Genomic DNA, 20,257 nt, shown 5'->3' on the forward strand with positions numbered 1-20,257 from the left:
CGCTCGCACACAAACGACCTATGAAACGGGCTCCCTGCGTCGGCATTGTCCGGATCAGGTGCTGGGGGTCGCGCTTCGGTCTCCCGACCGTTACGCCTCTCAGCCAGACCGTCGACGTCGGCCGCGGCGGACACCAAATCATTCCGCCCAAGTCGGCTACTCCGGTCGAGCTCCCTCGCTCGCCTCATAGGCCTGCTAACAGAATAGTCCTGTTTGCACCAGATGGAACGGCCTATGTCGGTATTTTTCATCGGCCTGGGGGAGGGGTGGCAACCCCGTGGGGCGTGGCTATTCGAATCGACTGGTGTCGCCCGCACCCCGGCGTACGATCTCGGCCTCGCCGCTGGAGAAGTCGATGACCGTGGTCGGCTCGGTCCCGCAGTCGCCGGAGTCGACCACGGCGTCCACCTCGTGGTCGAGCCGTTCCTTGATTTCCCAGCCCTGCGTCATCGGCTCGGCCTCGTCGGGCAGGAGCAGCGTGCTCGACAGCAGCGGCTCACCGAGTTCGGCGAGCAGCGCCTGGGTGGCGACGTGGTCGGGAATGCGGACCCCGACCGTCTTCTTCTTCGGGTGCAACAGCTGGCGCGGCACCTCCTTCGTCGCGGGGAGGATGAAGGTGTAGCTGCCGGGTGTGGCGGCCTTGATCGCGCGGAACACGTCGTTGTCGAAGTGCACGAACTGGCCCAGCTGCCCGAAGTTCTGGCACACAAGGGTGAAGTGATGACGGTCGTCGAGGTTCCGGATCGACCGGATCCGGGATACGCCGTCGCGGTTTCCCAGCTGGCACCCGAGCGCGTAGCAGGAGTCCGTCGGGTACGCGACGAGCCCGCCGGAGCGGATGCTGGCAGCGATGCTGCTGATCGTGCGCTGCTGAGGGTTCTGGGGGTGAACGTCGAAGTACTTCGCCATCCGCTGAGCCTACGGGATCGGGGCGCGGGCACTCCGATTGCGTGCGGGTGCCCCAACCAGGTGTCCGTGGCGCAGGCGGAATGCGGACATCATCCCCCTACGGGCCAAAGCGCAGGTGAACAACCGGAGTCGACGCCGGAGCCGTTCCCGGACTGGTCGGAGCCGCAACGGTCCGTATGGAAATGAACATTCCGCTCCTCTGGCGCCGTGCGGAAGCAGTGGCTGATTTCGATATATGAGGCATGTTGCCCTTTTATCGGACTGATAGTTTCCGCGAGTTGATCTTGCTGTCTCCCTGTCAGGGCCCATCGTGGGGCGGCGCGGCGACGGCACCACTCGCGCAAGGAACCCACATTGCTCCGCCACTCGCTTTCCCGGCCGTCCCGCCTCGTCACCCGCGCCGCGGCAGCGGCCGTACTCATCGCCCTGCTGCCCGCCGTCCCGGCCACCGCCGCCGAGACACCGCACCTCGACGCCGTCGAGCAGGCACTGCGCCAGGTTTCCCCCGGCCTGGAAGGCCGCGTATGGGAGCGCACCAGCGGCAACTCCCTGGACGCGTCGGCGCCCGGCCGGGGCGACTGGCTGCTGCAGACCCCCGGCTGCTGGGGCGACGACACCTGCGCCGCGCGGCCGGGAACGGAGCGTCTGCTCTCGAAGATCACCGAGAACATCTCCCAGGCGGAGCAGACCGTCGACATATCGACCCTCGCACCCTTCCCCAACGGCGCGTTCCAGGACGCCGTCGTCGCCGGTCTCAAGGCCTCGGCCGCCGGCGGCAACAAGCTCAAGGTGCGCATCCTGGTCGGGGCCGCGCCGCTCTACCACATGAACGTGGTGCCGTCGAAGTACCGGGACGAGCTCGTCGCCAGGCTCGGAGCAGACGCGCGGAACATCGACCTCAACGTTGCCTCGATGACGACGTCCAAGACCGCGTTCTCCTGGAACCACTCCAAGATCCTCGTGGTCGACGGCCAGTCGGTGGTCACCGGCGGCATCAACAGCTGGAAGGACGACTACCTGGACACCGCCCACCCGGTGGCTGACGTCGACCTCGCGCTCAAGGGTCCGGCGGCCGCCTCCGCAAGCCGCTACCTGGACGAACTGTGGTCCTGGACCTGCCAGAACAAGAGCAACATCGCCAGCGTCTGGTTCGCCTCCTCCAACGGCGCGGGCTGCATGCCGTCCCTGCCGAAGAGCACCGCGAGGACCCCGGCGCCCGCGGGCGACGCACCGGTGATCGCCGTCGGCGGACTCGGCGTCGGCATCATGCGCAACGACCCCGCCTCCACCTTCCGGCCGGTCCTGCCCACCGCCCCGGACACCAAGTGCGTCGTAGGCCTCCACGACAACACCAACGCCGACCGCGACTACGACACGGTCAATCCGGAGGAGAGCGCCCTGCGGACCCTGATCTCCAGCGCCGACCGGCACATCGAGATCTCCCAGCAGGACCTCAACGCCACCTGCCCGCCGCTGCCCCGCTACGACATCCGCGTCTACGACGCCCTCGCCGCCAAGATGGCCGCCGGCGTGAAGGTCCGCATCGTCGTCAGCGACCCCGCCAACCGGGGCGCCGTCGGCAGCGGAGGCTACTCGCAGATCAAGTCCCTCTCCGAGATCAGCGACACCCTCCGCGACCGCCTCGCCCTGGTGACCGGAGACCAGCGCACGGCCCGCACCGCCATGTGCTCGAACCTCCAGCTGGCCACGTTCCGCAGCTCGGCCGCTGCGAAGTGGGCGGACGGCCATCCGTACGCGCAGCACCACAAGCTGGTCTCCGTGGACGACTCCGCCTTCTACATCGGGTCGAAGAACCTCTACCCCTCCTGGCTCCAGGACTTCGGCTACGTGGTCGAGAGCCCCGCCGCCGCCCAGCAGCTCACCACCCAGCTGCTGAACCCCCAGTGGCACTACTCCCAGCCGACCGCCACCGTCGACTACGAACGCGGCATCTGCCAGGCCTGACGTGACCTGACCTGACCTGACCTGACCTGAAACGCGAAGTGGTGCCACCGGAAGCTCCGGTGGCACCACTTGCGGCGCCTGTCAGTCGTTGATGCAGACGTTGGCGGCCGCCGGGTTCAGCACCCCGATGATGTTGACGCTGTTGCCGCAGATGTTGATCGGAATGTGGATCGGCACCTGGACCACGTTGCCGGAGAGAACGCCCGGCGAGCCGATGGCGACGCCGTGGGCCTCGCTGTCAGCCGCAGCGGCACCGACACCGCCGAGCGTCGCGCTGAGAACCAGGCAAGCCACGGCGGCCACGGTACGGATCTTCATGTGGGTCTCCCATCGAATGAGGGTGTGCGGACCCATCCCACCGCAGAGCCGGTGTGAGGCCCCGGCATTCACCCACTCGTGGGCCGTGGTGCGGAGGAGGAGCCGGTCGCGGCGACCGGGGCGGCGGTCGGGGTAGCCGTCGGGGTCTCCGGGCCGCAGGTCACTTCGTCACGCGGGGTGTAGTGCGTACGGAACGTCTCCCGGTCGACCTCCTGGCCGCCCTGGACGAAGACGCGGTCGACGGCGACGTCGAACCCTTCGAGCGGGGTCTGCACCTCGCAGGTGGGGCCGGTGCCCGTGCGCTTGCCCGGCGGTGTGATGTTGGTGCGCGGGCCCTGGGTGGCGCGTATATCGTCGTACTTCTTCGTGCCCAGGAGGGTGATGGTCACGGAGGTGTCGGTCGACTCGGCCTGGACGTACAGCGCGTGGCCGGTGTCGTTCTTCCAGCGCAGGTCGAGGGTGCCCCAGGCGACGGTGGCCTCGCGGCCTTCGGGGTACCGCTCGATGTAGAAGGAGTGCGCCCCGTGCTCCACCGGCTCGACGCCCGCGAAGAACATGGCGTTGTACATGGTCGTCGCGACCGCCGAGACGCCGCCGCCGGGCGACTTCACGTACTGGCCGTTGTTGATCATGATGCCGTCGACGAACCCGTTCTCCTTGGTCCGCTCGCCGACCGTCTTGTTGAAGCTCCACGTCTCGCCCGGGAGGACGACGGAACCGTTGATCAGCTCCACGGCGCGCCCGATGTTGGTGCTCCGGTAGGGCGCGGCCGGGAAGGCGACGGTGAAGGAGGAGACCTTTTCCTTGATCCCGAGGCGCTGCGCGGCCTCGGCCGTCAGGCGTGGGTGGACGATCGTCGCGGCCAGCTCCCCGGTACGGGCCTCACCCGAGCGCGTCAGCAGCGGGAGGACGGCCTCGCGGAGGGCCTTGGCGGTGACCTGTGTGCCGCTGCGCCCGTCCTCGGTGACTACCGCCCGGTTCGCGGCGTCGACGCGGAAGGTGACGCCTCGCGGCTCCGGGGCGGCCGAGGCCACCTGCCGGGAGACCGCCGGGTCGGCGAGCAGCCCCTTCGCGTCGAGCTCCGGCACGAGGCGGCCGTGGCCGTCCGGCGTGAGCGTCAGGTACCTGCCGAGCACCTCCGGGCGAATGACGATGGGCTTCCCGGCGAGGGTGAGGGTGACCGGGCCGGACATCGCCGGCTCGGCGAACTCCTTCATGGCCCGTGCGACCTCCTGCGGGCCCACGGCCGGAGGCTTCTGCTCCACCGGCAGCGCGACCGGGCCGGCCTCCGGGCGCAGGTAGGCGGCGCGGACGGTGTCCGCCGCCCGGTCGGCCCGCAGGGCGACACCGGTGACGGGGGCGTTGACCTTGGCCGTGCCGTCGTCGAAGGTGATGGCGCCGTCGCGGGCCTCGCGTCCGGCGGCGGCGAGCCGTTCGAGGGCCGCCGTGCCGGAGGGGTTGTCCACGCGGATCACGGGCTCCACGTCGCGGTCCTTCTCCGGGGCGAAGAGGCGTCCGATCACGGTGAAGGGGTCGGATCCGGTGTTCGAGGCGCGCTCGGTGGTGGACGTGGAGTCGAGGGACAGGCCGAAGGAGGCGGGGGAGGCCTTCTCGGTCCGCTCGCCGATCTTCAGCTCCATCGGCGCGGCCGCGGCCGGGCCGAGCTCGCGGTCCAGGACGGCCTTGGCCTCGGAGCGGCTCATGCCGCCGATGTCGACACCGCGCACCCGGGTGCCGTCGGCTATGTCGTCTCCGGCCACGGCCAGGCCGGTGACGTAGAGGCCGCCGAAGGCCAGTACCGCGGCCCCGCCCGCCAGGGGCAGGGTCATCCGCCAGTTGTCCGTAAGCCGGTGTGCACGTCGCATGTCTCTCCCGGTGGCGCTGGTAGTCGGTGTGGTGCCTGGCACCCCACCCGAGGACCGAAATGGGCCAGACCGGACACAAGCATCAGCGAATTCGGACGAAAAGGGTCAAAAATGTGCCGATGCTCACGACGGGAGACTGGTCGGCGCAGGACGGGATTCGCGCCCCAAAAGAAAGGCCACTTGCCCGGGATTGGCCCTGTGTCGATGAGATCGGGATGCCACACCGTAGGTCCGTTGGTCTTTGGCCCTGAAGAAAAGGATCCACTGGTGTCCTTCGCCCCTCCTCGCCCCGCAAGCCGCCTCACCCGTCGGCTGCCACAGCTCTACGTGGGACTCGCCCTGTACGGCGCGAGCTCGGCGTTCCTGGTCCGCGCGGGGCTGGGGCTGGACCCGTGGGACGTCTTCCACCAAGGGCTCGCCGAGCGCATCGGCTGGAGTATCGGCACTGTGTCCGTGGCCGTCGGAGCGCTGGTCCTGCTGTTGTGGGTGCCCCTGCGGCAGCGGCCAGGGCTCGGCACCGTGTCCAATGTGTTCGCCGTCGGCCTGTCCATGGATGCCACGCTCGCCGTACTCCCGGACGTGCACGGCGCCGTGCCGCAGGCGGCCCTGCTGGCGGCGGGCATCGTCCTCAACGGTGTCGCCACCGGCCTCTACATCGCCGCCAGCTTCGGGCCGGGGCCACGTGACGGCCTCATGACCGGACTGCACCGCCGCACCGGACGGTCGCTGCGGCTGGTGCGTACCGGGATCGAGCTCACCGTCCTCGCGGCCGGCTTCCTGCTCGGCGGCACCGTCGGCATCGGCACCGTCGCGTACGCGCTGGCCATCGGCCCGCTGTCCCAGCTCTTCCTGCGCGTGTTCGCCCTCCCCGAGGCGGAAGGCCCGCTTGCCGGCCGACCGGCCGATACCCCGGAACCGGCCGTTGCGAGCTGCTGACGCCCGGTGTGACGGAAGGGTCCGCCACCGAGCGACGGATGTGACGGAAGGGTCCGCCACCGAGTGACGGACCCTTCGCCTCGCGCATGCACGGACCCTTCGCCTCCGCGCCGAGGGTGCGTCAGATTCAAATGCTGAAGGGCTTCTGGTCGAGGAAATCCTGGCTGGGTGTGCCCGTGGTGTAGAAGTTCGGGCTCTGGTTGGGGGGCATGATCTTCTGGATGCCGCGATGGAATTCGCGGTATCCACCGAGGAACCCGCCCTTGTCCCACGCCTTGAGCAGTCGCTCGGTGAACAGCCCGTTGACGCTGCCGTCGGAGGCGACCTGGTTGTCCTGGCAGGCGGCGATCAGGATCGCGTCCGGTACCCGGCCGTTGTTCGCCTTGGCGGCCTTGAGCTCGCGCTGGAGCTTCTCGTAGTGGTCCCGGTCGCGCTCGAAGAGCTGCTGCTGCTTCGGCCATGGCATCATCCGGGCCGCGGCCTCGATCTGCCCGGGGTCCGCGGTCTGGAACTGTGCCTCCAGTGCCTGCGGCGTCAGCGTCTCGCGGACGGACTCGATGGCCGTGCCGCTGTGGCAGCAGTCCAGCAGCACGAAGACCCGTACGCCCTCGGCCAACTGCTGGAACTCGCGGTACAACTCGTCGTCGAGGAACTGGCGGTCGAAGAACACCAGCGTCTCGTCCTGTCGGTCGACCTCGATGTCGCCGCCCGCGAGGTTGGCCATCTGACCGCCGTGCCCCGAGTACGTGAAGAGCAGGATGTCCCCGCTCTTGAGCCGTTTGGCGGCCTTGCGCAGCTCGGCGGTGATGTTGTCCGCCGTTCCCTTCTCGGTCAGCACCAACGTGTCCTCGAACCCGCTGGCGCGGGCCAGCGCCGCCATGTCGCGGGCGTCGTTCTCGCAGGCCACGAGCTGTCCGTCCCACCCTTCGTACTTGGTGGGATCGACCCTGTTGAGGCCGACGTGGAGGGAGATACCTGTGGGCACGGGGACTCCTTGGAGGGGGAGGAGTGGGGGTCGCCAGCATGGGTTCCCGTGGCCGCCGCCGTCTGAATCAGGGCTGGCCGCTATTCGGGTGGCGGGGCGGCCGGATGCCCGTGTGCGGCGGAGGTGGGTTGGCCCCACCTCGGAGCGGGTGGGTAGCCGGATCCCCCCGCGCGACCGCATCCGGAGATGCTGAGCCCGGCAACGAACCACTCGATTCCCATCGAACCCACAGGAGTTGTTCGTGCCGAGCACGCATCCCACGCGTTCCCTTCCCTCCGGCGGCAGCGCGTCGGTCGACGGCCGTACCCGCACCTACACGGCCGCCGTCACCGACGACGGCCGCGCCGCCAACATCGCGGTGACGGTCAAGCCGGCGACCGAGGCGGCCATGCGGCGCGTGGAAGCCGCTGTGGACGCGGCCTCTCCGTTCGCGCTGGAAATCGAACACATGATTGAATTAGGGGATGGCAAGTACTTCCTTCCCCGACGACCTGGTCGAGCTCCAGGCCCAGTGGCTCCGCACCTACCGGCACCTGGCCCGGCAGCCCGCCGCCGAAAGCGCGACCGCGCTCCGGCGGCGCCTGATCGCGCTCTCCTGCCGGATCTCCGCCCACCCCTACTGGGCGTGCCCGGGCAGCTCGGCGGCCGACCGGGTCGAGCTCCGCCGTCTGACGAGGGCCCGCGGATGGGTGAGGGCGGCATGAGCGGCGGGGCCGGGCTTCGCCTCGTCGTGTTCCCGCCGGACCAGCACGGCCGGCGGCGGGTGCGCTACGGCGGGCAGAGCCTCGGTACCGCGCACCGGATGAGCGACATCCCCGTCTTCCTCGCCGGCGCGGGAATGGAGAACGCGGAGGACCTGGATCTTGCCGACCCCGAGCTCGTGGAGTGGCGCGGCGGAGGGCCCGAGGTCTGGCCGGCGTCACCGTCGGGGTGACCTTGATGGCAGCGGGCTCATCGCAGTGAGTACGGTCTGTTCATGCACATCGATGGGGCGGGCCGGCAGCAGCGGGGGCATGTTCTTCTCGTAGCGGGTGATGCCGCCGTCCGGCGTCGTGCCGTTCAGGTCGCGCCGAGTGCGAACCTGGCGGCGCTCGGCGTGGTGCCCCCCGAGCTGTTGCTGAACAGTCAGGTCCCCAGCGACACCACGTACCTCGACGGGGCCCGCGACCCCAACACCGTGCTGATGCGGCTGCGTGCGGCCGCTGCCACGCCGGGCCCGCTGCTGGTCTACCTCTCGGGCCGGCTCACGCTCGACCGGCGCGGCCGCCATCTCCACCTGGCACTGGCCGGCACCGCGGCATCCTCGGTCCGCTACACGGCGCTTCCCTGGGAGTGGCTCGGCACCGAACTGCGGTCCCGGCCCGCCGGGCTGACCACGGTGGTACTCGACCTCGTCGCCGACAAGCCCGCATGGCCGGTGCTGCAGGAGTACGGAGGCCTGCCCGCTTCGTCTTCCGCGGAGGTGTACGGAGTGGTCCTCCCGCCTGCCTTCGCCGGCGGCGGCAACACGGTCAGCTCCTACACCCGTCAGTGGATCGACCAGCTGCGCCGCAGCCCCACCCGACCCGCCAACCTGCACCTGCACGCCTTCTCGGTGGGGGCCGCCGCTCTGCCGCCGGGCACCATCATCCTGCCCGCCACCCGCGAGCTGGCCGCCCCGACCACCGCGGGGCGGGCCGCCTCCCCTTCTCCCGCTCCCGCTCCCGCTCCGGCGGTCACACCGGGTCCGGCCGCGCCTGGGCCGGTCACACCGGGTCCGGCCGCGCCCCCGCCGCAGGACCCGAGGCCCCACATCCACGCCCTGGCCGCCACCGGCCGGCACGGTGAGGCGGCCACGCTCGCGCAAGCCTGGGAGCAGCATGTGCTGCAAACCCACGGGTGCACCTCGCCGGAGGCCACCCACTGGGCGGAGATCCGGGCCGACCTCGCCCGGATGGCAGGCAATTACCGGTCGGCGACCCAGCTCTGGATCAACGTCGGCCGAAGCCGCCTGTCGCAGCAGCCCCCGGACTCCCCGGAGGTGCTCGCCGCGGCGGCCGGCGCCCTCTACTGCTGGACCCAGCTCAAGGACCGGGCAGCAGCCCGCGACGCCGGTCCCGAACTCATCCGCCTGCTGCGTGCCCTGCCCTCACTCGAACCCCGCCTCCTGCGGTTGAGCCAGCAGCGGCTGGAGTTCCTCAACGGCATGGTGGCCCAGCGCTGAGTCCTAGGCCCTGTCGTCAAAGTCCCGCCTGGCCTGCGGCGCCCGGCACCGCACCTCGCCGCGTTGTCGGGGCGCCCGAGTACGTCCAGTACACGGGCGCCCCTCCGCCTTGCGATGCACGGCGCCGGACGCCGCAGGCCTTACCGGCGCTACTTTGACGACAGGACCTAGTGGCCGGCGGACGTCCAGCCCTGCTGCCGGAGGCGGTCGAAGCCGTCCAGGAGGAGGTCCAGGGCGAACTCGAACTCGAACTGGTCGTCACAGCCTTGGCCCACGACGGTCTTCCCGTCGTGGGCCACCGACTTGGCCAGTTCCGTGACGTAGGGGTATTTCTCCGCCATCTCCCGGAACGCGACCTCCTGGACTTGCGGGTCGAGGCTCGGTGAGTCGTCGAACAGCTCCTGGGTGAAGCCCAGTACGCGGCTGCCCATGGCGTGCATCGCGTGGTGGGTGAGGTCGAGGGAGAAGCCGCCGAGCCGGAACATTCCGATCACCGAGTCCATGTACTCCAGGACGGCCGCTGCCGGGTGGGTTCGCGACTGGATGACTTGAGATGCCCAGGCGTGCCCCAGGAGGGCGCGTCGCGCCGAGAGGACGCGCCGGCGGACCGCGCTCTTCCAGTCGGATCCGGCCGCCGGGGGGTCGATCTCGCCCACGACGATCTCCACCATGCCGTCCAGGAGTTGCTCCTTGTTGGCGACGTGCTTGTAGAGCGCCATCGGTACGACGCCCAGCTCCTGCGCGAGCTTGCGCATGCTCAGAGCCTCGATCCCGATGTCGTCGGCGAGTGCGACGGCGGCGCGCAGTACCCGGTCCCTGTTCAGGGGTGCCCGGCGCGTCGCCTCCGGCTGCTGAGTCATCTCGGTGAGCTCCCTTGTGATCAGTCGTGGACCGCCCGTCCCGTCTTGACGAGTGTACGGCGTACGCCTAACGTGAGCGTCAGGTGTACGGTGTACACCAATCAAGGGGAGGTCCAGGTCCAGATGAGCTCAACCAGAAGAGTCGCGGTCGTCGCAGGCGTGTTCTTCGTTGTCACCGAGATCGCCGCGATCGGCGGGCTCGCGCTGTACGGCCCCGTTCTGAAGGGAGCTGATTACGTCGTCGGTTCCGGTGGCGCTGACACCCGCGTGTTCCTGGGGGCGTTGTTCGAAATCGTCCTGGCGATGGCGGTCGTCGGCACCGGGGTCACCCTGTTCCCGGTCATCAAGAGGCAGAACGAGGGGGCCGCCCTCGGCTATGTCTGCGGTCGCCTTCTCGAAGCCGCCGTCATCGTCGTCGGCACCATCAGCGTTCTGTCGGTCGTGACCCTGAGGAGGGACTCCGCGGGAGATGCGGGCGCCGATACCGCGTCCCTCGTCACGGTCGGCAAAACCCTGGTGGCGATCCACGACTGGACGTTCCTCTTCGGGCCCAACTTCATCCTGGGGGCGAACACGCTGGTGCTGGCCTGCCTGATGTACAGGTCGGGCCTTGTGCCCCGGTTCATCGCCGTGTTGGGGCTGGTCGGGGGACCGCTGATCTGCGCTTCCGCGACCGCCGTGATGTTCGGGCTCTACGAGCAGGTCTCCGTGGCGGGGTCCCTCGCGGCCATCCCGGTATTCGCCTGGGAGGTGACGCTTGCCGTCCGGCTCATAGCCAAGGGGTTCAACCCTCTCCCTCACTGCGCTGAGCGTACGTCCGGGTAGAGGCCCAGGTACCGGAACGCGCCCGATTCGACCCGGTACAGGTGGGCGGTGCGGTCGCCGGACAGCACATGCGTGACGGCGTCGAAGCCCAGCTGCTTGACCACGCCCTGATACGTCGTCCGGAAGATGCGGCGGGACAGGCCCGGACGGTCACGCCCCTCGCCCTCCAGGCCGCTCAGGGCGGTGGCGATCAAGCCCACCGCGTCGTACGCCTCGGCCGCCCAGCGGGCCGGCGGTTCGCCGTACGCGGTCCGGTGGGCGGCGACGAACTCGGCAGCGGCGGGCACCGCCGGCGAGTCGGTGAAGAAGGCGCCGAACAGCCAGCCCTCCGCCGCCGGACCGGCGGCGGTGAGGAACGCGGCCTCCATCGCCTGCTCGACCGCCAGGCGCGGGCCCTGGAATCCCGCCGCGGTCAGCGCCCGCGCCAGCTCGGCGGCGCGCTCCGGCGACGTACCCGCGTACACGGCGGCCTCGGCCCGTGCCCCGGTGAGGGCGCGTACGGCCCCGGCGAAGTCGGAGCCGCCCTCCGGTATCCGGTGGACGCTCACCGTGCCCTGCGACGGCGGGGACTGCTGGAAGGCACGGGTGAGCTGCCAGGCGGGCTCGCCGGTCCCGGAGTCCTCCACCACACCCGTACGGTGTGCCGGGCGCACCCGGGACAAGTAGTGGAGCAGCGGGAGGGCCATGCTGTCGGCGCCCGCGCGGGTGTCACACAGGGTCCGCCATTGCGACTGGGCGGTCTGCACGGTGTTCACCGAGACCAGCAGCTGGGCGAGATCCGCCGCGAGGCAGGCGGCGGCCAGCTTCGGCACGGCCGCGTCCCAGGTGGGGCCGATGAGAGCGACCACCGTGGGGTCGGCGATCAGCTCCTTGGCGGCCTGTCCGGCGCGTGTGGCGTCGCCGCCGTCGTCCGCGGTGCGCACGGCCAGCCGGAAAGTGGCGTCCGCCCGGGCGTTGTGCCGCTCCACCGCCAGCCGCATGCCCCGCTCGTGCGCCTGGCCGGTCGCCTTCCCGGGCCCGCTCAGGTCGGCCTGCAGGGCGAGGGTGAGAGTGGGCAGGTCACGGGCGCGCGGCGGCGGTGTCTTGCGCCCGCCCCGCTCGCGGTAGCTGAACCAGGCGATCGGGGTGCCGGCGGCGACCAGGGCGCCGCCGGCCGTCAGCAGACGCCTGCGGGTGAGGCGGCCGGGGGTGAGGCGGCCGGGGGTGAGGTCCCGGCGGGCCGCGGGCGCGTCGGCCCGGGTGGGCTCCGGGGCGGGCAGGTCCAGGGCCCGGGTGGAGAGTTCGGCGATGAGCCGGGGCAGCGGCGCCGGCAGCCAGTCCCCGGCGCCCGCCGCATCGCCGCCGAGGAGGGCGCGGAGTCCGGCGGGAGCCGGCCGGGCGGCCGGGTCCTTCGCCAGGCATGCCGCGACAGGTTCCAGCAACTCGGCCGGAACGTCCTCGAGTTCGGGCTCCTCGTGCACCGTACGGAAAACCACCGCGGCCACGTGCCCGCCGCCGAAGGGGCCGCGCCCGGTCACCGCGTACACGAGGACACAGCCGAGGGAGAACAGATCGCTCGCCGGGCCCGGCGCGGGGCCGCCCGCCCGGGCCTGCTCCGGTGCCAGGTACCCCGGCGTCCCGACGACCGCGTCCACGGCCGTCAGTGTGGTCGCCCCCGCCGCCCGCGCGATCCCGAAGTCGATCAGGCGGGGCCCGTCCGGGGCGAGCAGGATATTGCCCGGCTTGACGTCGCGGTGGACCAGGCCCGCGGAGTGCACCTCTTCCAGTGCCTCGGCGAGCCGCGCCCCCAGCGTACGGACGCTGGCTACGGGCAGTGGACCGTACTGCCCGACGGCCTCGGACAGTGAGGGCCCCGGAACGAACGGGGTGGCGAGCCAGGGCTCGCGCGCATCCGGGTCGGCGGCGACCACAGGGACCACCCAGCGCCCGGACAGCCGCCCGGCGGCCTCGGCCTCACGGCGGAACCGGGCGCGGAAGGCCGGCTCCGCGGCGTGGTCGGCGCGGATCACCTTGACCGCCAGCAGGGCGCCGGTGGGGGACCGGCCCAGGTACACGGTGCCCATGCCGCCCGAGCCGAGGCGCCCCAGCAGCCGGTGCCCGCCGATCGCGGCCGGGTCGGACGGGGCGAGAGGCCGCATCCGCTGCTACCCCGCCGGGAGTTCGGCGGCCCGCCCCGCGTAGCGGATCCGGCCGCCCTCCACCCGGTGGAGGAAGTAGACGTTGCCCTTCACCTGCCGCAGCTCGTCGAAGGCGTACTCCTTCGCCAGGCCCCGGAAAGTCCCCTGGGGGAGGGCGGTCAGCAGCTCGGCGCGGGACGGGCGGCCGCCCGCGCGCACGGCGGTCACCAGCCGGTCGATCACCAGGCTGGTCGCGTCGTAGGCCTCCGCCGTCCAGATCTCGGGAGCGGAGCCGTACGTCGCCCGGTGCGCCCGGGCCACTTCCGCGACCTCGGGTGCCTCCGGGCCGGTGTACGGCGCGAGGAACTGCCAGCCCTCGGCAGCCGGGCCGGCGGCGGTGAGAAACTCCGGGCCGGCGGTGGTGTAGTCGGCGGCCCGGGGCCCCTTGAACCCGGCGGCGGCCAGCAGCCCGGCGCACTTCGCGGCGCCGACCGGGGTGCCGGAGTAGAAGAAGCCGTCGATGCCGTGGGCGAGCATGTCGGTGACGACCGGGGACAGGTCCCGGATACCGCGCGGCACGACCCGCGAGTACAGCGTGGCCTCCGGCGAGAAAAGGCCGAGGGTGCGGCTCAGGTGCAGGACCGCCTGCCACCCCTCGGAGTCGCCGGCACGGTCGCAGAGGACCCCCAGACGGCGCACGCCCTGGTTCCGCGCCAGCTGGAGGTTGACGGCAGAACCCTGACCCAGCGAGAGAGCGCAGTTCTGGAAGAAGCTGCGCCGGTCCGCGATGCCGAAGCTGATGGCCAGGGCCGACACGGTGAGCAGGGGCAACGCCGCCTCCCCGTACAGCTCCAGACAGGGGATCACCGACGCGTTGCCGGTCGGGCCGATCACGGCGAGCACATCGGGCTCGCCGATGAGGCCGGAGGCGGCGGCCGCGGAACGGTCCGCCCGCCCCGCGTCATCGGCGGTGGCGACGGTCAGCGTGAACGGCTTGTCCGTACGGGAGTTGAAGGCGGCGACGGCCAGCCGTACGCCGCGCTCCTGAGCCAGCCCGTACGCCTTCTGCGGGCCCGAGAGGTCGGCGTGCACCCCGATCAGCCACTGCCGGGCGGCCGGCCCGGCGGCGGAGCCGGCCTTGCCGTCGTCACGCAGCGCCAGCCAGCCGGCCACGCCGCCGCCGGCCGCCAGCAGCGCCCCGCCGGAGGCGAGGGCGAGGAAACGCCTGCGCGACGGTGTGCGCCGGTCGGCGCCGGTGCCGGGGGCGGGTGCGGCGTCCGGGTCGGCGGCGGTCTCCTCGATGCCGGGCAGGGCGAGCAGCGCGGCGGCGCGTTCCGCGATCGTGGCGACGACCGCGTCCGGCAGCCAGTCGGTGCCCTCGCCCGGGGCGTCCTCGGCCAGCGCCTCGTCCAGCTCATCCGTGGTGGGGCGGATGTCGGGGTGCTTGGCGAGGCAGGTCCGCAGCAGGCCGGCGAGCTCGGGGTCGGCGAGGACCTCCGGGCCGAACTCCGGCTCGTCGTGGACCGTGCGGTAGAGCACCGCGTCCACCGCGCCCGTACCGAAAGGCAGCCGGCCGGTGGCGGCGTACGCCAGCAGGCAGCCCAGCGAGAAGACATCGCCCGCCGGTTCGGCGGGGAAGCCGCCGGCCTGCTCGGGGGAGAGGAACCCGGGCGTGCCGAGGACGGCGTCCACGGAGGTCAGGGCGGTGTGCTCGCCGCCGCGTGCGATCCCGAAGTCGATGAGCCGGGGCCCGTCCACGCCGAGCAGCACATTGCCGGGCTTGACGTCCCGGTGTACGAGACCCTGCTCGTGCATCACGCCGAGGGCCCTGGCCAGGGACTTGCCGAGGAGCCGTACGGCTCGTGGCGGGAGCGGCCCGTGGGCGGCGACGGCCTCGGCGAGGGACGGGCCGGGAACGAACGCGGTGGCCAGCCAGGGCTCGGCGGCCTCCGGGTCGGCGCCGGTCACCTGCACGGCCCAGGGGCTGTCCACCCGGGCGGCGATGGACGCCTCGCGGCGAAAACGCGCCCGGAAGTCCGCCTCGTCGGCGTACTCCGCGCGGATCACCTTGACGGCGGCGAGCGCCCCGTCGTCCGTACGGCCGAGATAGACCACCCCCATGCCGCCGGCCCCGAGGCGCCCGAGGAGGCGGTATCCGGCGATCCGGGAGGGGTCGGAGGCGTGCAGTCGCTCCATCAGCCGGCCGCCTTTGCAAGAGCCTGCTTGGCCTGGAGCAGCATCCGGCTGGTGCCCTGGACGACGAGCGCGTTGAGGGCCTCGTCGGTGAAACCCGCCGCGTTCTTGCCCGCGATGGCAACCGTCACCGGTCCGAACTGTGACTGGTACCAGATGTAGCGGTAGGGCCCGCCGCCCTCCTCGCTGACGTACTGGCCGGACTCGGTGAAGGCGTCCTCGGTCCAGCCGTTCGTCTGCTCGCCGAGGTAGGTGGAGGCGCCCAGCAGGTTCTTGAGCTCCTCGCCGTCGCGCAGCACCTGCCCGGGGCATCGAAGGAGCTCCTCCATCGCCTCCGCGGTCTCCCAGCCGGACTCCTCGCGGCTGTGGTGGATGGTCACCGTGGCGTTGATCTTCACGCGGCCCCGGCCGTCCCCGGCCGGGATGTGGAAGTACCGGGTGCTGGTGGCCAGGACGTCATCGGGCAGGCCGGCGGTCTGCCACGCGCAATCCTGGTCGAGTACGGGCCAGCGCCCGGGACCACTCTCGAAGGGAGAGCTGCGCACCACCTCCGGCCCGAAGGCCGCCTCGTCGATGACGATCCGCCCGAGGAGGGCGCGGGCCTCGGCGGCGTTCTTCGGCTGCTTCGACTCGTCCAGCTCGGGTACGAGCGGTGCGGCGGACGCGGGGGGAGCGCCGGACGCGCTGGGCGTCGCAGCCTGAACGCCCGGGCTGCCCGACGCGCGCGGAGTGCTGCTCGCACCCCCGTGCGCCGCCCCACCGGTCGAACACCCGGCGAGTACGAGTATCCCCGCCGCCACGCAGCCACCGGCGCGCAGCACGAAACGCTGTCTGTGTAACTCAGGCCCCCGCACGGCGCTGATCGTACCCCGCTGCTGTGCCCGGCAAATGCCTTATTGAAAAGCCGAGTTGGCACCTGTCAACCGAGGTCCACCGCCGGTCGGCCCGCGAGCTGCTCCGGCGGCTGCGGCGGGGTGTAGCCGCGGGTCCGTACGAGATCCCGGGTGAGCTGGGCGAAGGCGCGCGAGGCGGCACTCCGGTAGGCGTTCTCCCGCCGCAGGAGGGCGACGGTGCGTTGCGGCAGGGGTGGTTCGAGCGGGATGGGGCGGAGGGAGGGGTGATCGTGGGTGATGGCGTCGGGCAGGACGGTGGCCAGCGGGGTGCGCTGGACGATCTCGGTCAGGGCCTGGATGGAGTTGGCCTCCACCGCGACGCGCGGGCTGACGCGCTCCTGGGTGAAGTAGGCGTCGATATGGGCGCGGGTGGCGAAATCCCCGCTGAGCAGCGCGAGATGACGGTGCACCAGTTCCGCGACGGGCAGCGGCCGGCCGTCATCGTGGCCGGCGTCGGGTCGGTGGGCGCCGGTGACGAGGCTGAGGGTCTCGGTGAACAGGGCGGTAGCGGCGATGCCGGGCAGGTGGGGGCCGTGGAAGGCGATGCCGAGGTCGAGGTCGTCGGCCAGCAGGGCCGACTCGATCCGGTCCTGCGGCATTTCCTTGACGTCCACGGCGATGCCGGGATGACGGGTGTGGAGCTCGGTGATGAGGGGGCCGACCAGGTAGGCGGTGAAGGTCGGGGTCACCGCGAGGCGCAGGCTGCCCTGGGAGAGGTCCTGGACGTCGGCGACGGCACGGTCGGCGGCGGCGAGCTCCCGTAGGGCGCGGCGGGCGTGGCCCACGTAGATCTCCCCGGCGTCGGTGAGCCGTACGGCGCGGCCGCTGCGGTCCAGCAGCTGCACGCCCACGGTCCGCTCCAGCTGCTTGACCTGCTGGGAGAGGGTGGGCTGGGAGATCCGCAGGTCTTCGGCGGCGCGGGTGAAGCTGCCGTGTTCGGCCACGGCGAGCAGATAACGCAGATGACGCAGTTCCAGGACCATGGGAACAACTATAGATGTCATCGATAGAAGTCATGTGTATTGCGTCTTGGACGCTATAGGTCCAGGTCATGCAGGGTGGATCTCGTCAGCCCCACAGGCCGACACCCAACGAAGGGAGCGACCATGCAAGACCTCGCCGAGGGAGTCCAGCGCTTCAAGCGCGACATTTTCCCCGCCAAGGCGGAACTCTTCGCTCACCTCGCCGACCACCACCGCCCGACGACGCTGTTCATCGGCTGCTCCGACGCCCGTGTCGTGCCGGAGCTGATCTGCGGCAGCGAACCCGGCGAGCTGTTCGTGGTCCGCACGGCGGGCAATCTCGTACCCGCCTACGCCCCGGGCCGCGACGGGATCGCGGCGAGCATCGAGTACGCCGTGGCGGTACTGGGCGTGTCCGACATCGTGGTCTGCGGCCATTCGGCCTGCGGGGCGATGACGGCGCTGGCCGAGGGCCTCGATCTGACCGCGTCCCCCGCCGTCGCCGGCTGGCTGCGGCACGCGGACGCCTCCCAGGCCCGCGCCGCCGCTGCTGCCGAGACCGCTGCCGAGAGCGGTGCCGACATCGATGCCGGCGCGGGCAAGGTGGAGGCGCTGGTGCGCCAGAACGTGCTCGCGCAGCTCGCCAGCCTGGCCACCCATCCCTCGGTCGCCCACGCCCTCGCCGCGCACACGGTCGCACTGCACGGCTGGGTCTACGACATCGCGACGGGCGGCGTCGAAGAGCTCGACCCCGCGACCGGCCGCGGCACCACGATCGCGGCCTGACCCACACCGCACCCGAGGCACGGTCCCATCAGCCACCCCCGGCACTCGCCTCACCCCGAGACCGGCGAACGGACAAGGAAGCCCCGCACATGATCCACGCACAGTTCGACCCCACCGCCCGCCAGACGCTGGCCGCCACCGCCGTAGAGGCCAAGATCCGCAAGAACGTGTCCTGGCAGCAGATCGCCGACGCCGCCGGACTGTCGGCCGCCTTCGTCACCGCCGCCGTCCTCGGCCAGCACCCCCTGCCCGCCGACGCCGCGAAGGCGGTCGCCGAGCTGCTGGACCTGGACGACGACGCGGTGACGCTGCTCCAGACCATCCCCACCCGCGGCTCGATCCCCGGCGGCATCCCGACCGATCCGACGATCTACCGCTTCCACGAGATGCTTCAGGTGTACGGCACCACGCTCAAGGCTCTGGTCCACGAGCAGTTCGGCGACGGCATCATCAGCGCGATCAACTTCAAGCTGGACGTGAAGAAGGTCGCCGACCCCGACGGCGGCGAACGCGCCGTCATCACCCTCGACGGCAAGTACCTGCCGACCAAGCCCTTCTGAGGGCCGGCCACCACGCCGCCCGGGGCCTCCCACGGCCCCGAGCGGCGATGTCCGGTCTGCCGCCCGGTACCACGGCACACGCCGCGACCACCGCATCTCGCCAATCCCGCAATGCCTCATGAGGCGGCCGGGATTCGAGCAGATGATAGGCGAGTTGGCACAAGCTGATCGCCGTGCACGGCCGACCGGCGCACCCATAGACGCGAAGGAAGTTGTCCATGACCGACATCCGCATCGGCGTCCTCGGCTACGGCCTCCGCGGCAGCCTCGCACGCACCGCACACCGGCCCGGCCGCGGCGCCGTCGTCACCGCCCTCGCGGACCCCGATCCCCGGGCCCGCGCGGAGGCCGCGGCCGTTTTCCCCGGTGTGCGCACCACCGCCGATCACGTCGAGGTCATCAAGGACCCCGACATCGACGCGGTCCTTGTCCTCACCCCCGACCACACCCACGCCGAGCTGACCTGTCAGACCCTCGTGGCCGGCAAGCCCGTCTTCGTCGAGAAGCCCCTCGACATCTCCGTGGAGCGCTGTGACGACATCCTGCGCACCGCCCACGAGACGGGCACCCGACTCTACGTGGGCCACAACATGCGGCACATGCCGGTGGTCCGACTGATGCGCGAGCTGATCGCGCGCGGTGAGATCGGCCGGGTCAGGACGGTGTGGATCCGCCACTTCGTGGGCTACGGCGGCGACTGGTACTTCAAGGACTGGCACGCCGAACGCCGGTACACCACCGGTCTGCTGCTCCAGAAGGCCGCGCACGACATCGACGTCCTGCACTGGCTGGCCGGCGCCTACGCCCATGACGTCCAGGCGATGGGTGACCTGATGGTCTACGGCGACAACCCGCACCGGCGCGCGCCCGGCGAGCCCAAGGCCGACGACTGGTACACCAAGACGGGCCACTGGCCCCCGCACACCCAGCGCGCCCTCAACCCGGTGATCGACGTCGAGGACGTCTCGCTGCTCAACCTGCGTCTCGGCAACGGGGTCCTCGCCGCCTACCAGCAATGCCACTTCACCCCCGACTACTGGCGCAACTACACCGTCATCGGAGACGCCGGCCGGCTGGAGAACTTCGGCGACGGTCCCGGCGGTGCGGTGAAGGTGTGGAACGGCCGTCGCTCCGGGTACCGGGCCGAGCCCGACGCGTCCTACGAAATCCCGGAGGCCCTGGAACAGGGCGGCCACGGCGGCGCTGATCCCCTCCTGATCGACGAGTTCCTCCGCTTCGTACGCGATGGGGGAGTGACCGAAACCTCGCCCGTCGCCGCCCGTATGGCGGTCGCCGCGGGCTGTATGGCTACGGAATCACTCCGCGACGGAGGTACGCCTCGCCGGGTGCCCCCGCTCGACCCGCGACTGGTCGCGTATTTCGAGGAGGGCCAGCGAGACCCCCGCTAAAGCATCCCGGCCCCGTTGGCGACGTAGAGGGCGGCGATCGCCGCCATGCACGCGACGACCAGCCAGGATCGTGCGCTCGTGTGGCGGCCTCTACGCGCGGAACGTCCGCGTTGCCTCTGTCGCGGGGCGCGGGCCGCCCTCGGCGCCGCCGGCGAAGGTCCCGGCGCCGTCTCGGCGAGCAGGCGGCGGCACACGGCGGCCAGCTCGGCCGTACCGGCGGACAGGCGCGCGACCGCCTCCGAACGGGCCGGTGCGGTCGTACCGCCGTCGAGTATCCGGCCGGCGCGCACGAGGACCTCGTCCCGGCCCGCGCTGGGGGCCAGGCTGATCCACCGCTGGACGTGCTCCCCCCGGATGACGACACCACCCGCCCTGGTCCGGTACACGGTGTGCTCCCGCCACAGCACGTCAGCCAACTCGTTTGCGATCTCGCGCAGTTGCGCGCTCATCGAGGCCCCCGCCCATTCGTCG

19 protein-coding genes and 1 riboswitch are annotated in these 20,257 nt (G+C 71.3%); of the genes, 9 read left to right on the forward strand and 10 right to left on the reverse strand.

The window, feature by feature from the left end:
- Positions 1–14 precede the first annotated feature (14 nt).
- Positions 15–187: riboswitch (TPP riboswitch) on the reverse strand.
- A 101-nt stretch (positions 188–288) separates the two neighbouring features.
- On the reverse strand, positions 289–909 hold the full coding sequence (locus J7I97_RS11660) for an L-threonylcarbamoyladenylate synthase (RefSeq protein ID WP_214933533.1): 621 nt from the start codon (positions 907–909) through the stop codon (positions 289–291).
- 354 nt (positions 910–1,263) lie between these two features.
- On the opposite strand from J7I97_RS11660, the gene J7I97_RS11665 reads away from it, so the two are divergent.
- Positions 1,264–2,874, forward strand: coding sequence for a phospholipase D-like domain-containing protein (locus J7I97_RS11665; protein WP_214933535.1), 1,611 nt, complete (start codon positions 1,264–1,266; stop codon positions 2,872–2,874).
- A gap of 81 nt (positions 2,875–2,955) precedes the next feature.
- On the opposite strand, the gene J7I97_RS11670 is transcribed toward J7I97_RS11665, so the two are convergent.
- Together J7I97_RS11670 and J7I97_RS11675 are read right to left on the reverse strand one after the other, a co-directional pair.
- Positions 2,956–3,192, reverse strand: a complete 237-nt coding sequence (locus J7I97_RS11670) for a chaplin (protein WP_214933537.1) — start codon at positions 3,190–3,192, stop codon at positions 2,956–2,958.
- Positions 3,193–3,260: 68 nt separating this feature from the next.
- Positions 3,261–5,021 carry a VanW family protein gene (locus J7I97_RS11675; protein WP_251058716.1) on the reverse strand — a complete coding sequence of 587 codons (1,761 nt, stop codon included), beginning with the start codon at positions 5,019–5,021 and terminating at the stop codon, positions 3,261–3,263.
- 303 nt (positions 5,022–5,324) lie between these two features.
- On the opposite strand from J7I97_RS11675, the gene J7I97_RS11680 reads away from it, so the two are divergent.
- A complete protein-coding gene (locus tag J7I97_RS11680; protein ID WP_214933541.1) occupies positions 5,325–5,993 on the forward strand; it encodes a YitT family protein in 669 nt (222 codons plus the stop codon).
- Positions 5,994–6,120: 127 nt separating this feature from the next.
- Here the strand turns inward: J7I97_RS11680 and J7I97_RS11685 are convergent, their stop codons facing one another.
- Positions 6,121–6,978 carry a caspase family protein gene (locus J7I97_RS11685; protein ID WP_214933543.1) on the reverse strand — a complete coding sequence of 286 codons (858 nt, stop codon included), beginning with the start codon at positions 6,976–6,978 and terminating at the stop codon, positions 6,121–6,123.
- A 464-nt stretch (positions 6,979–7,442) separates the two neighbouring features.
- On the opposite strand from J7I97_RS11685, the gene J7I97_RS11690 reads away from it, so the two are divergent.
- The 3 genes from J7I97_RS11690 to J7I97_RS11700 are packed head-to-tail and all read left to right on the forward strand — an operon-like array spanning position 7,443 to position 9,181.
- On the forward strand, positions 7,443–7,682 hold the full coding sequence (locus J7I97_RS11690; protein WP_214933544.1) for a hypothetical protein: 240 nt from the start codon (positions 7,443–7,445) through the stop codon (positions 7,680–7,682).
- On the forward strand, positions 7,679–7,912 hold the full coding sequence (locus tag J7I97_RS11695) for a hypothetical protein (protein ID WP_214933546.1): 234 nt from the start codon (positions 7,679–7,681) through the stop codon (positions 7,910–7,912). Before J7I97_RS11690 ends, J7I97_RS11695 begins: the two co-directional genes overlap by 4 nt.
- 42 nt (positions 7,913–7,954) lie before the next feature.
- Entirely contained in the window at positions 7,955–9,181 is a 1,227-nt protein-coding gene (locus J7I97_RS11700) for a hypothetical protein (RefSeq protein ID WP_214933548.1), read from the forward strand.
- 167 nt (positions 9,182–9,348) lie between these two features.
- Here the strand turns inward: J7I97_RS11700 and J7I97_RS11705 are convergent, their stop codons facing one another.
- Positions 9,349–10,041, reverse strand: coding sequence for a TetR/AcrR family transcriptional regulator C-terminal domain-containing protein (locus J7I97_RS11705; protein WP_214933550.1), 693 nt, complete (start codon positions 10,039–10,041; stop codon positions 9,349–9,351).
- 72 nt (positions 10,042–10,113) lie between these two features.
- On the opposite strand from J7I97_RS11705, the gene J7I97_RS11710 reads away from it, so the two are divergent.
- Positions 10,114–10,866: a DUF4386 domain-containing protein gene (locus J7I97_RS11710; protein WP_308369335.1), complete on the forward strand. Its 753-nt coding sequence runs from the start codon at positions 10,114–10,116 to the stop codon at positions 10,864–10,866.
- On the opposite strand, the gene J7I97_RS11715 is transcribed toward J7I97_RS11710, so the two are convergent.
- From J7I97_RS11715 to cynR, 4 genes are all read right to left on the reverse strand, one after another.
- Complete coding sequence (locus J7I97_RS11715; RefSeq protein ID WP_214933552.1) at positions 10,839–13,004, reverse strand: bifunctional serine/threonine-protein kinase/ABC transporter substrate-binding protein; 2,166 nt, start codon at positions 13,002–13,004, stop codon at positions 10,839–10,841. The genes J7I97_RS11710 and J7I97_RS11715 overlap by 28 nt on opposite strands.
- A 6-nt stretch (positions 13,005–13,010) precedes the next feature.
- Positions 13,011–15,179, reverse strand: a complete 2,169-nt coding sequence (locus tag J7I97_RS11720) for a bifunctional serine/threonine-protein kinase/ABC transporter substrate-binding protein (protein WP_214933555.1) — start codon at positions 15,177–15,179, stop codon at positions 13,011–13,013.
- On the reverse strand, positions 15,179–15,997 hold the full coding sequence (locus J7I97_RS11725; RefSeq protein WP_214933557.1) for a hypothetical protein: 819 nt from the start codon (positions 15,995–15,997) through the stop codon (positions 15,179–15,181). The genes J7I97_RS11720 and J7I97_RS11725 overlap by 1 nt, the downstream gene beginning before the upstream one ends.
- A 98-nt stretch (positions 15,998–16,095) precedes the next feature.
- The gene (cynR, locus tag J7I97_RS11730) at positions 16,096–17,052 is read right to left on the reverse strand and encodes a transcriptional regulator CynR (protein ID WP_214933559.1); all 957 of its coding nucleotides are present in this window, start codon (positions 17,050–17,052) and stop codon (positions 16,096–16,098) included.
- Positions 17,053–17,175: 123 nt separating this feature from the next.
- On the opposite strand from cynR, the gene J7I97_RS11735 reads away from it, so the two are divergent.
- From J7I97_RS11735 to J7I97_RS11745, 3 genes are all read left to right on the forward strand, one after another.
- The gene (locus J7I97_RS11735; RefSeq protein WP_214933561.1) at positions 17,176–17,817 is read left to right on the forward strand and encodes a carbonic anhydrase; all 642 of its coding nucleotides are present in this window, start codon (positions 17,176–17,178) and stop codon (positions 17,815–17,817) included.
- A gap of 89 nt (positions 17,818–17,906) precedes the next feature.
- On the forward strand, positions 17,907–18,377 hold the full coding sequence (gene cynS / locus J7I97_RS11740; RefSeq protein WP_214933563.1) for a cyanase: 471 nt from the start codon (positions 17,907–17,909) through the stop codon (positions 18,375–18,377).
- 218 nt (positions 18,378–18,595) lie between these two features.
- Positions 18,596–19,786 (forward strand): Gfo/Idh/MocA family protein, encoded by a 1,191-nt coding sequence (locus J7I97_RS11745; RefSeq protein WP_214933565.1) that lies wholly within the window; start codon positions 18,596–18,598, stop codon positions 19,784–19,786.
- Here J7I97_RS11745 and J7I97_RS11750 read toward each other — a convergent pair.
- Positions 19,783–20,235 (reverse strand): hypothetical protein, encoded by a 453-nt coding sequence (locus tag J7I97_RS11750; RefSeq protein WP_214933567.1) that lies wholly within the window; start codon positions 20,233–20,235, stop codon positions 19,783–19,785. The genes J7I97_RS11745 and J7I97_RS11750 overlap by 4 nt on opposite strands.
- Between the last annotated feature and the right edge of the window lie 22 nt (positions 20,236–20,257).

Origin of the sequence: Streptomyces sp. ISL-87, from assembly GCF_018614095.1 — a bacterium.
In the GTDB taxonomy this organism is placed as follows: domain Bacteria; phylum Actinomycetota; class Actinomycetes; order Streptomycetales; family Streptomycetaceae; genus Streptomyces.

Excerpts from the sequence above, each read along its gene's own strand:
- J7I97_RS11735 (WP_214933561.1), top strand. The coding sequence starts at position 17,176 with ATGCAAGACCTCGCCGAGGGAGTCCAGCGCTTCAAGCGCGACATTTTC.
- J7I97_RS11705 (WP_214933550.1), bottom strand. The coding sequence starts at position 10,041 with ATGACTCAGCAGCCGGAGGCGACGCGCCGGGCACCCCTGAACAGGGAC.
- J7I97_RS11670 (WP_214933537.1), bottom strand. The coding sequence starts at position 3,192 with ATGAAGATCCGTACCGTGGCCGCCGTGGCTTGCCTGGTTCTCAGCGCG.
- J7I97_RS11695 (WP_214933546.1), top strand. The coding sequence starts at position 7,679 with ATGAGCGGCGGGGCCGGGCTTCGCCTCGTCGTGTTCCCGCCGGACCAG.
- J7I97_RS11660 (WP_214933533.1), bottom strand. The coding sequence starts at position 909 with ATGGCGAAGTACTTCGACGTTCACCCCCAGAACCCTCAGCAGCGCACG.
- J7I97_RS11690 (WP_214933544.1), top strand. The coding sequence starts at position 7,443 with ATGGCAAGTACTTCCTTCCCCGACGACCTGGTCGAGCTCCAGGCCCAG.
- J7I97_RS11700 (WP_214933548.1), top strand. The coding sequence starts at position 7,955 with ATGCACATCGATGGGGCGGGCCGGCAGCAGCGGGGGCATGTTCTTCTC.
- J7I97_RS11745 (WP_214933565.1), top strand. The coding sequence starts at position 18,596 with ATGACCGACATCCGCATCGGCGTCCTCGGCTACGGCCTCCGCGGCAGC.
- J7I97_RS11675 (WP_251058716.1), bottom strand. The coding sequence starts at position 5,021 with ATGACCCTGCCCCTGGCGGGCGGGGCCGCGGTACTGGCCTTCGGCGGC.
- J7I97_RS11720 (WP_214933555.1), bottom strand. The coding sequence starts at position 15,179 with ATGGAGCGACTGCACGCCTCCGACCCCTCCCGGATCGCCGGATACCGC.
- cynR (WP_214933559.1), bottom strand. The coding sequence starts at position 17,052 with ATGGTCCTGGAACTGCGTCATCTGCGTTATCTGCTCGCCGTGGCCGAA.
- cynS (WP_214933563.1), top strand. The coding sequence starts at position 17,907 with ATGATCCACGCACAGTTCGACCCCACCGCCCGCCAGACGCTGGCCGCC.
- J7I97_RS11750 (WP_214933567.1), bottom strand. The coding sequence starts at position 20,235 with ATGAGCGCGCAACTGCGCGAGATCGCAAACGAGTTGGCTGACGTGCTG.
- J7I97_RS11715 (WP_214933552.1), bottom strand. The coding sequence starts at position 13,004 with ATGCGGCCTCTCGCCCCGTCCGACCCGGCCGCGATCGGCGGGCACCGG.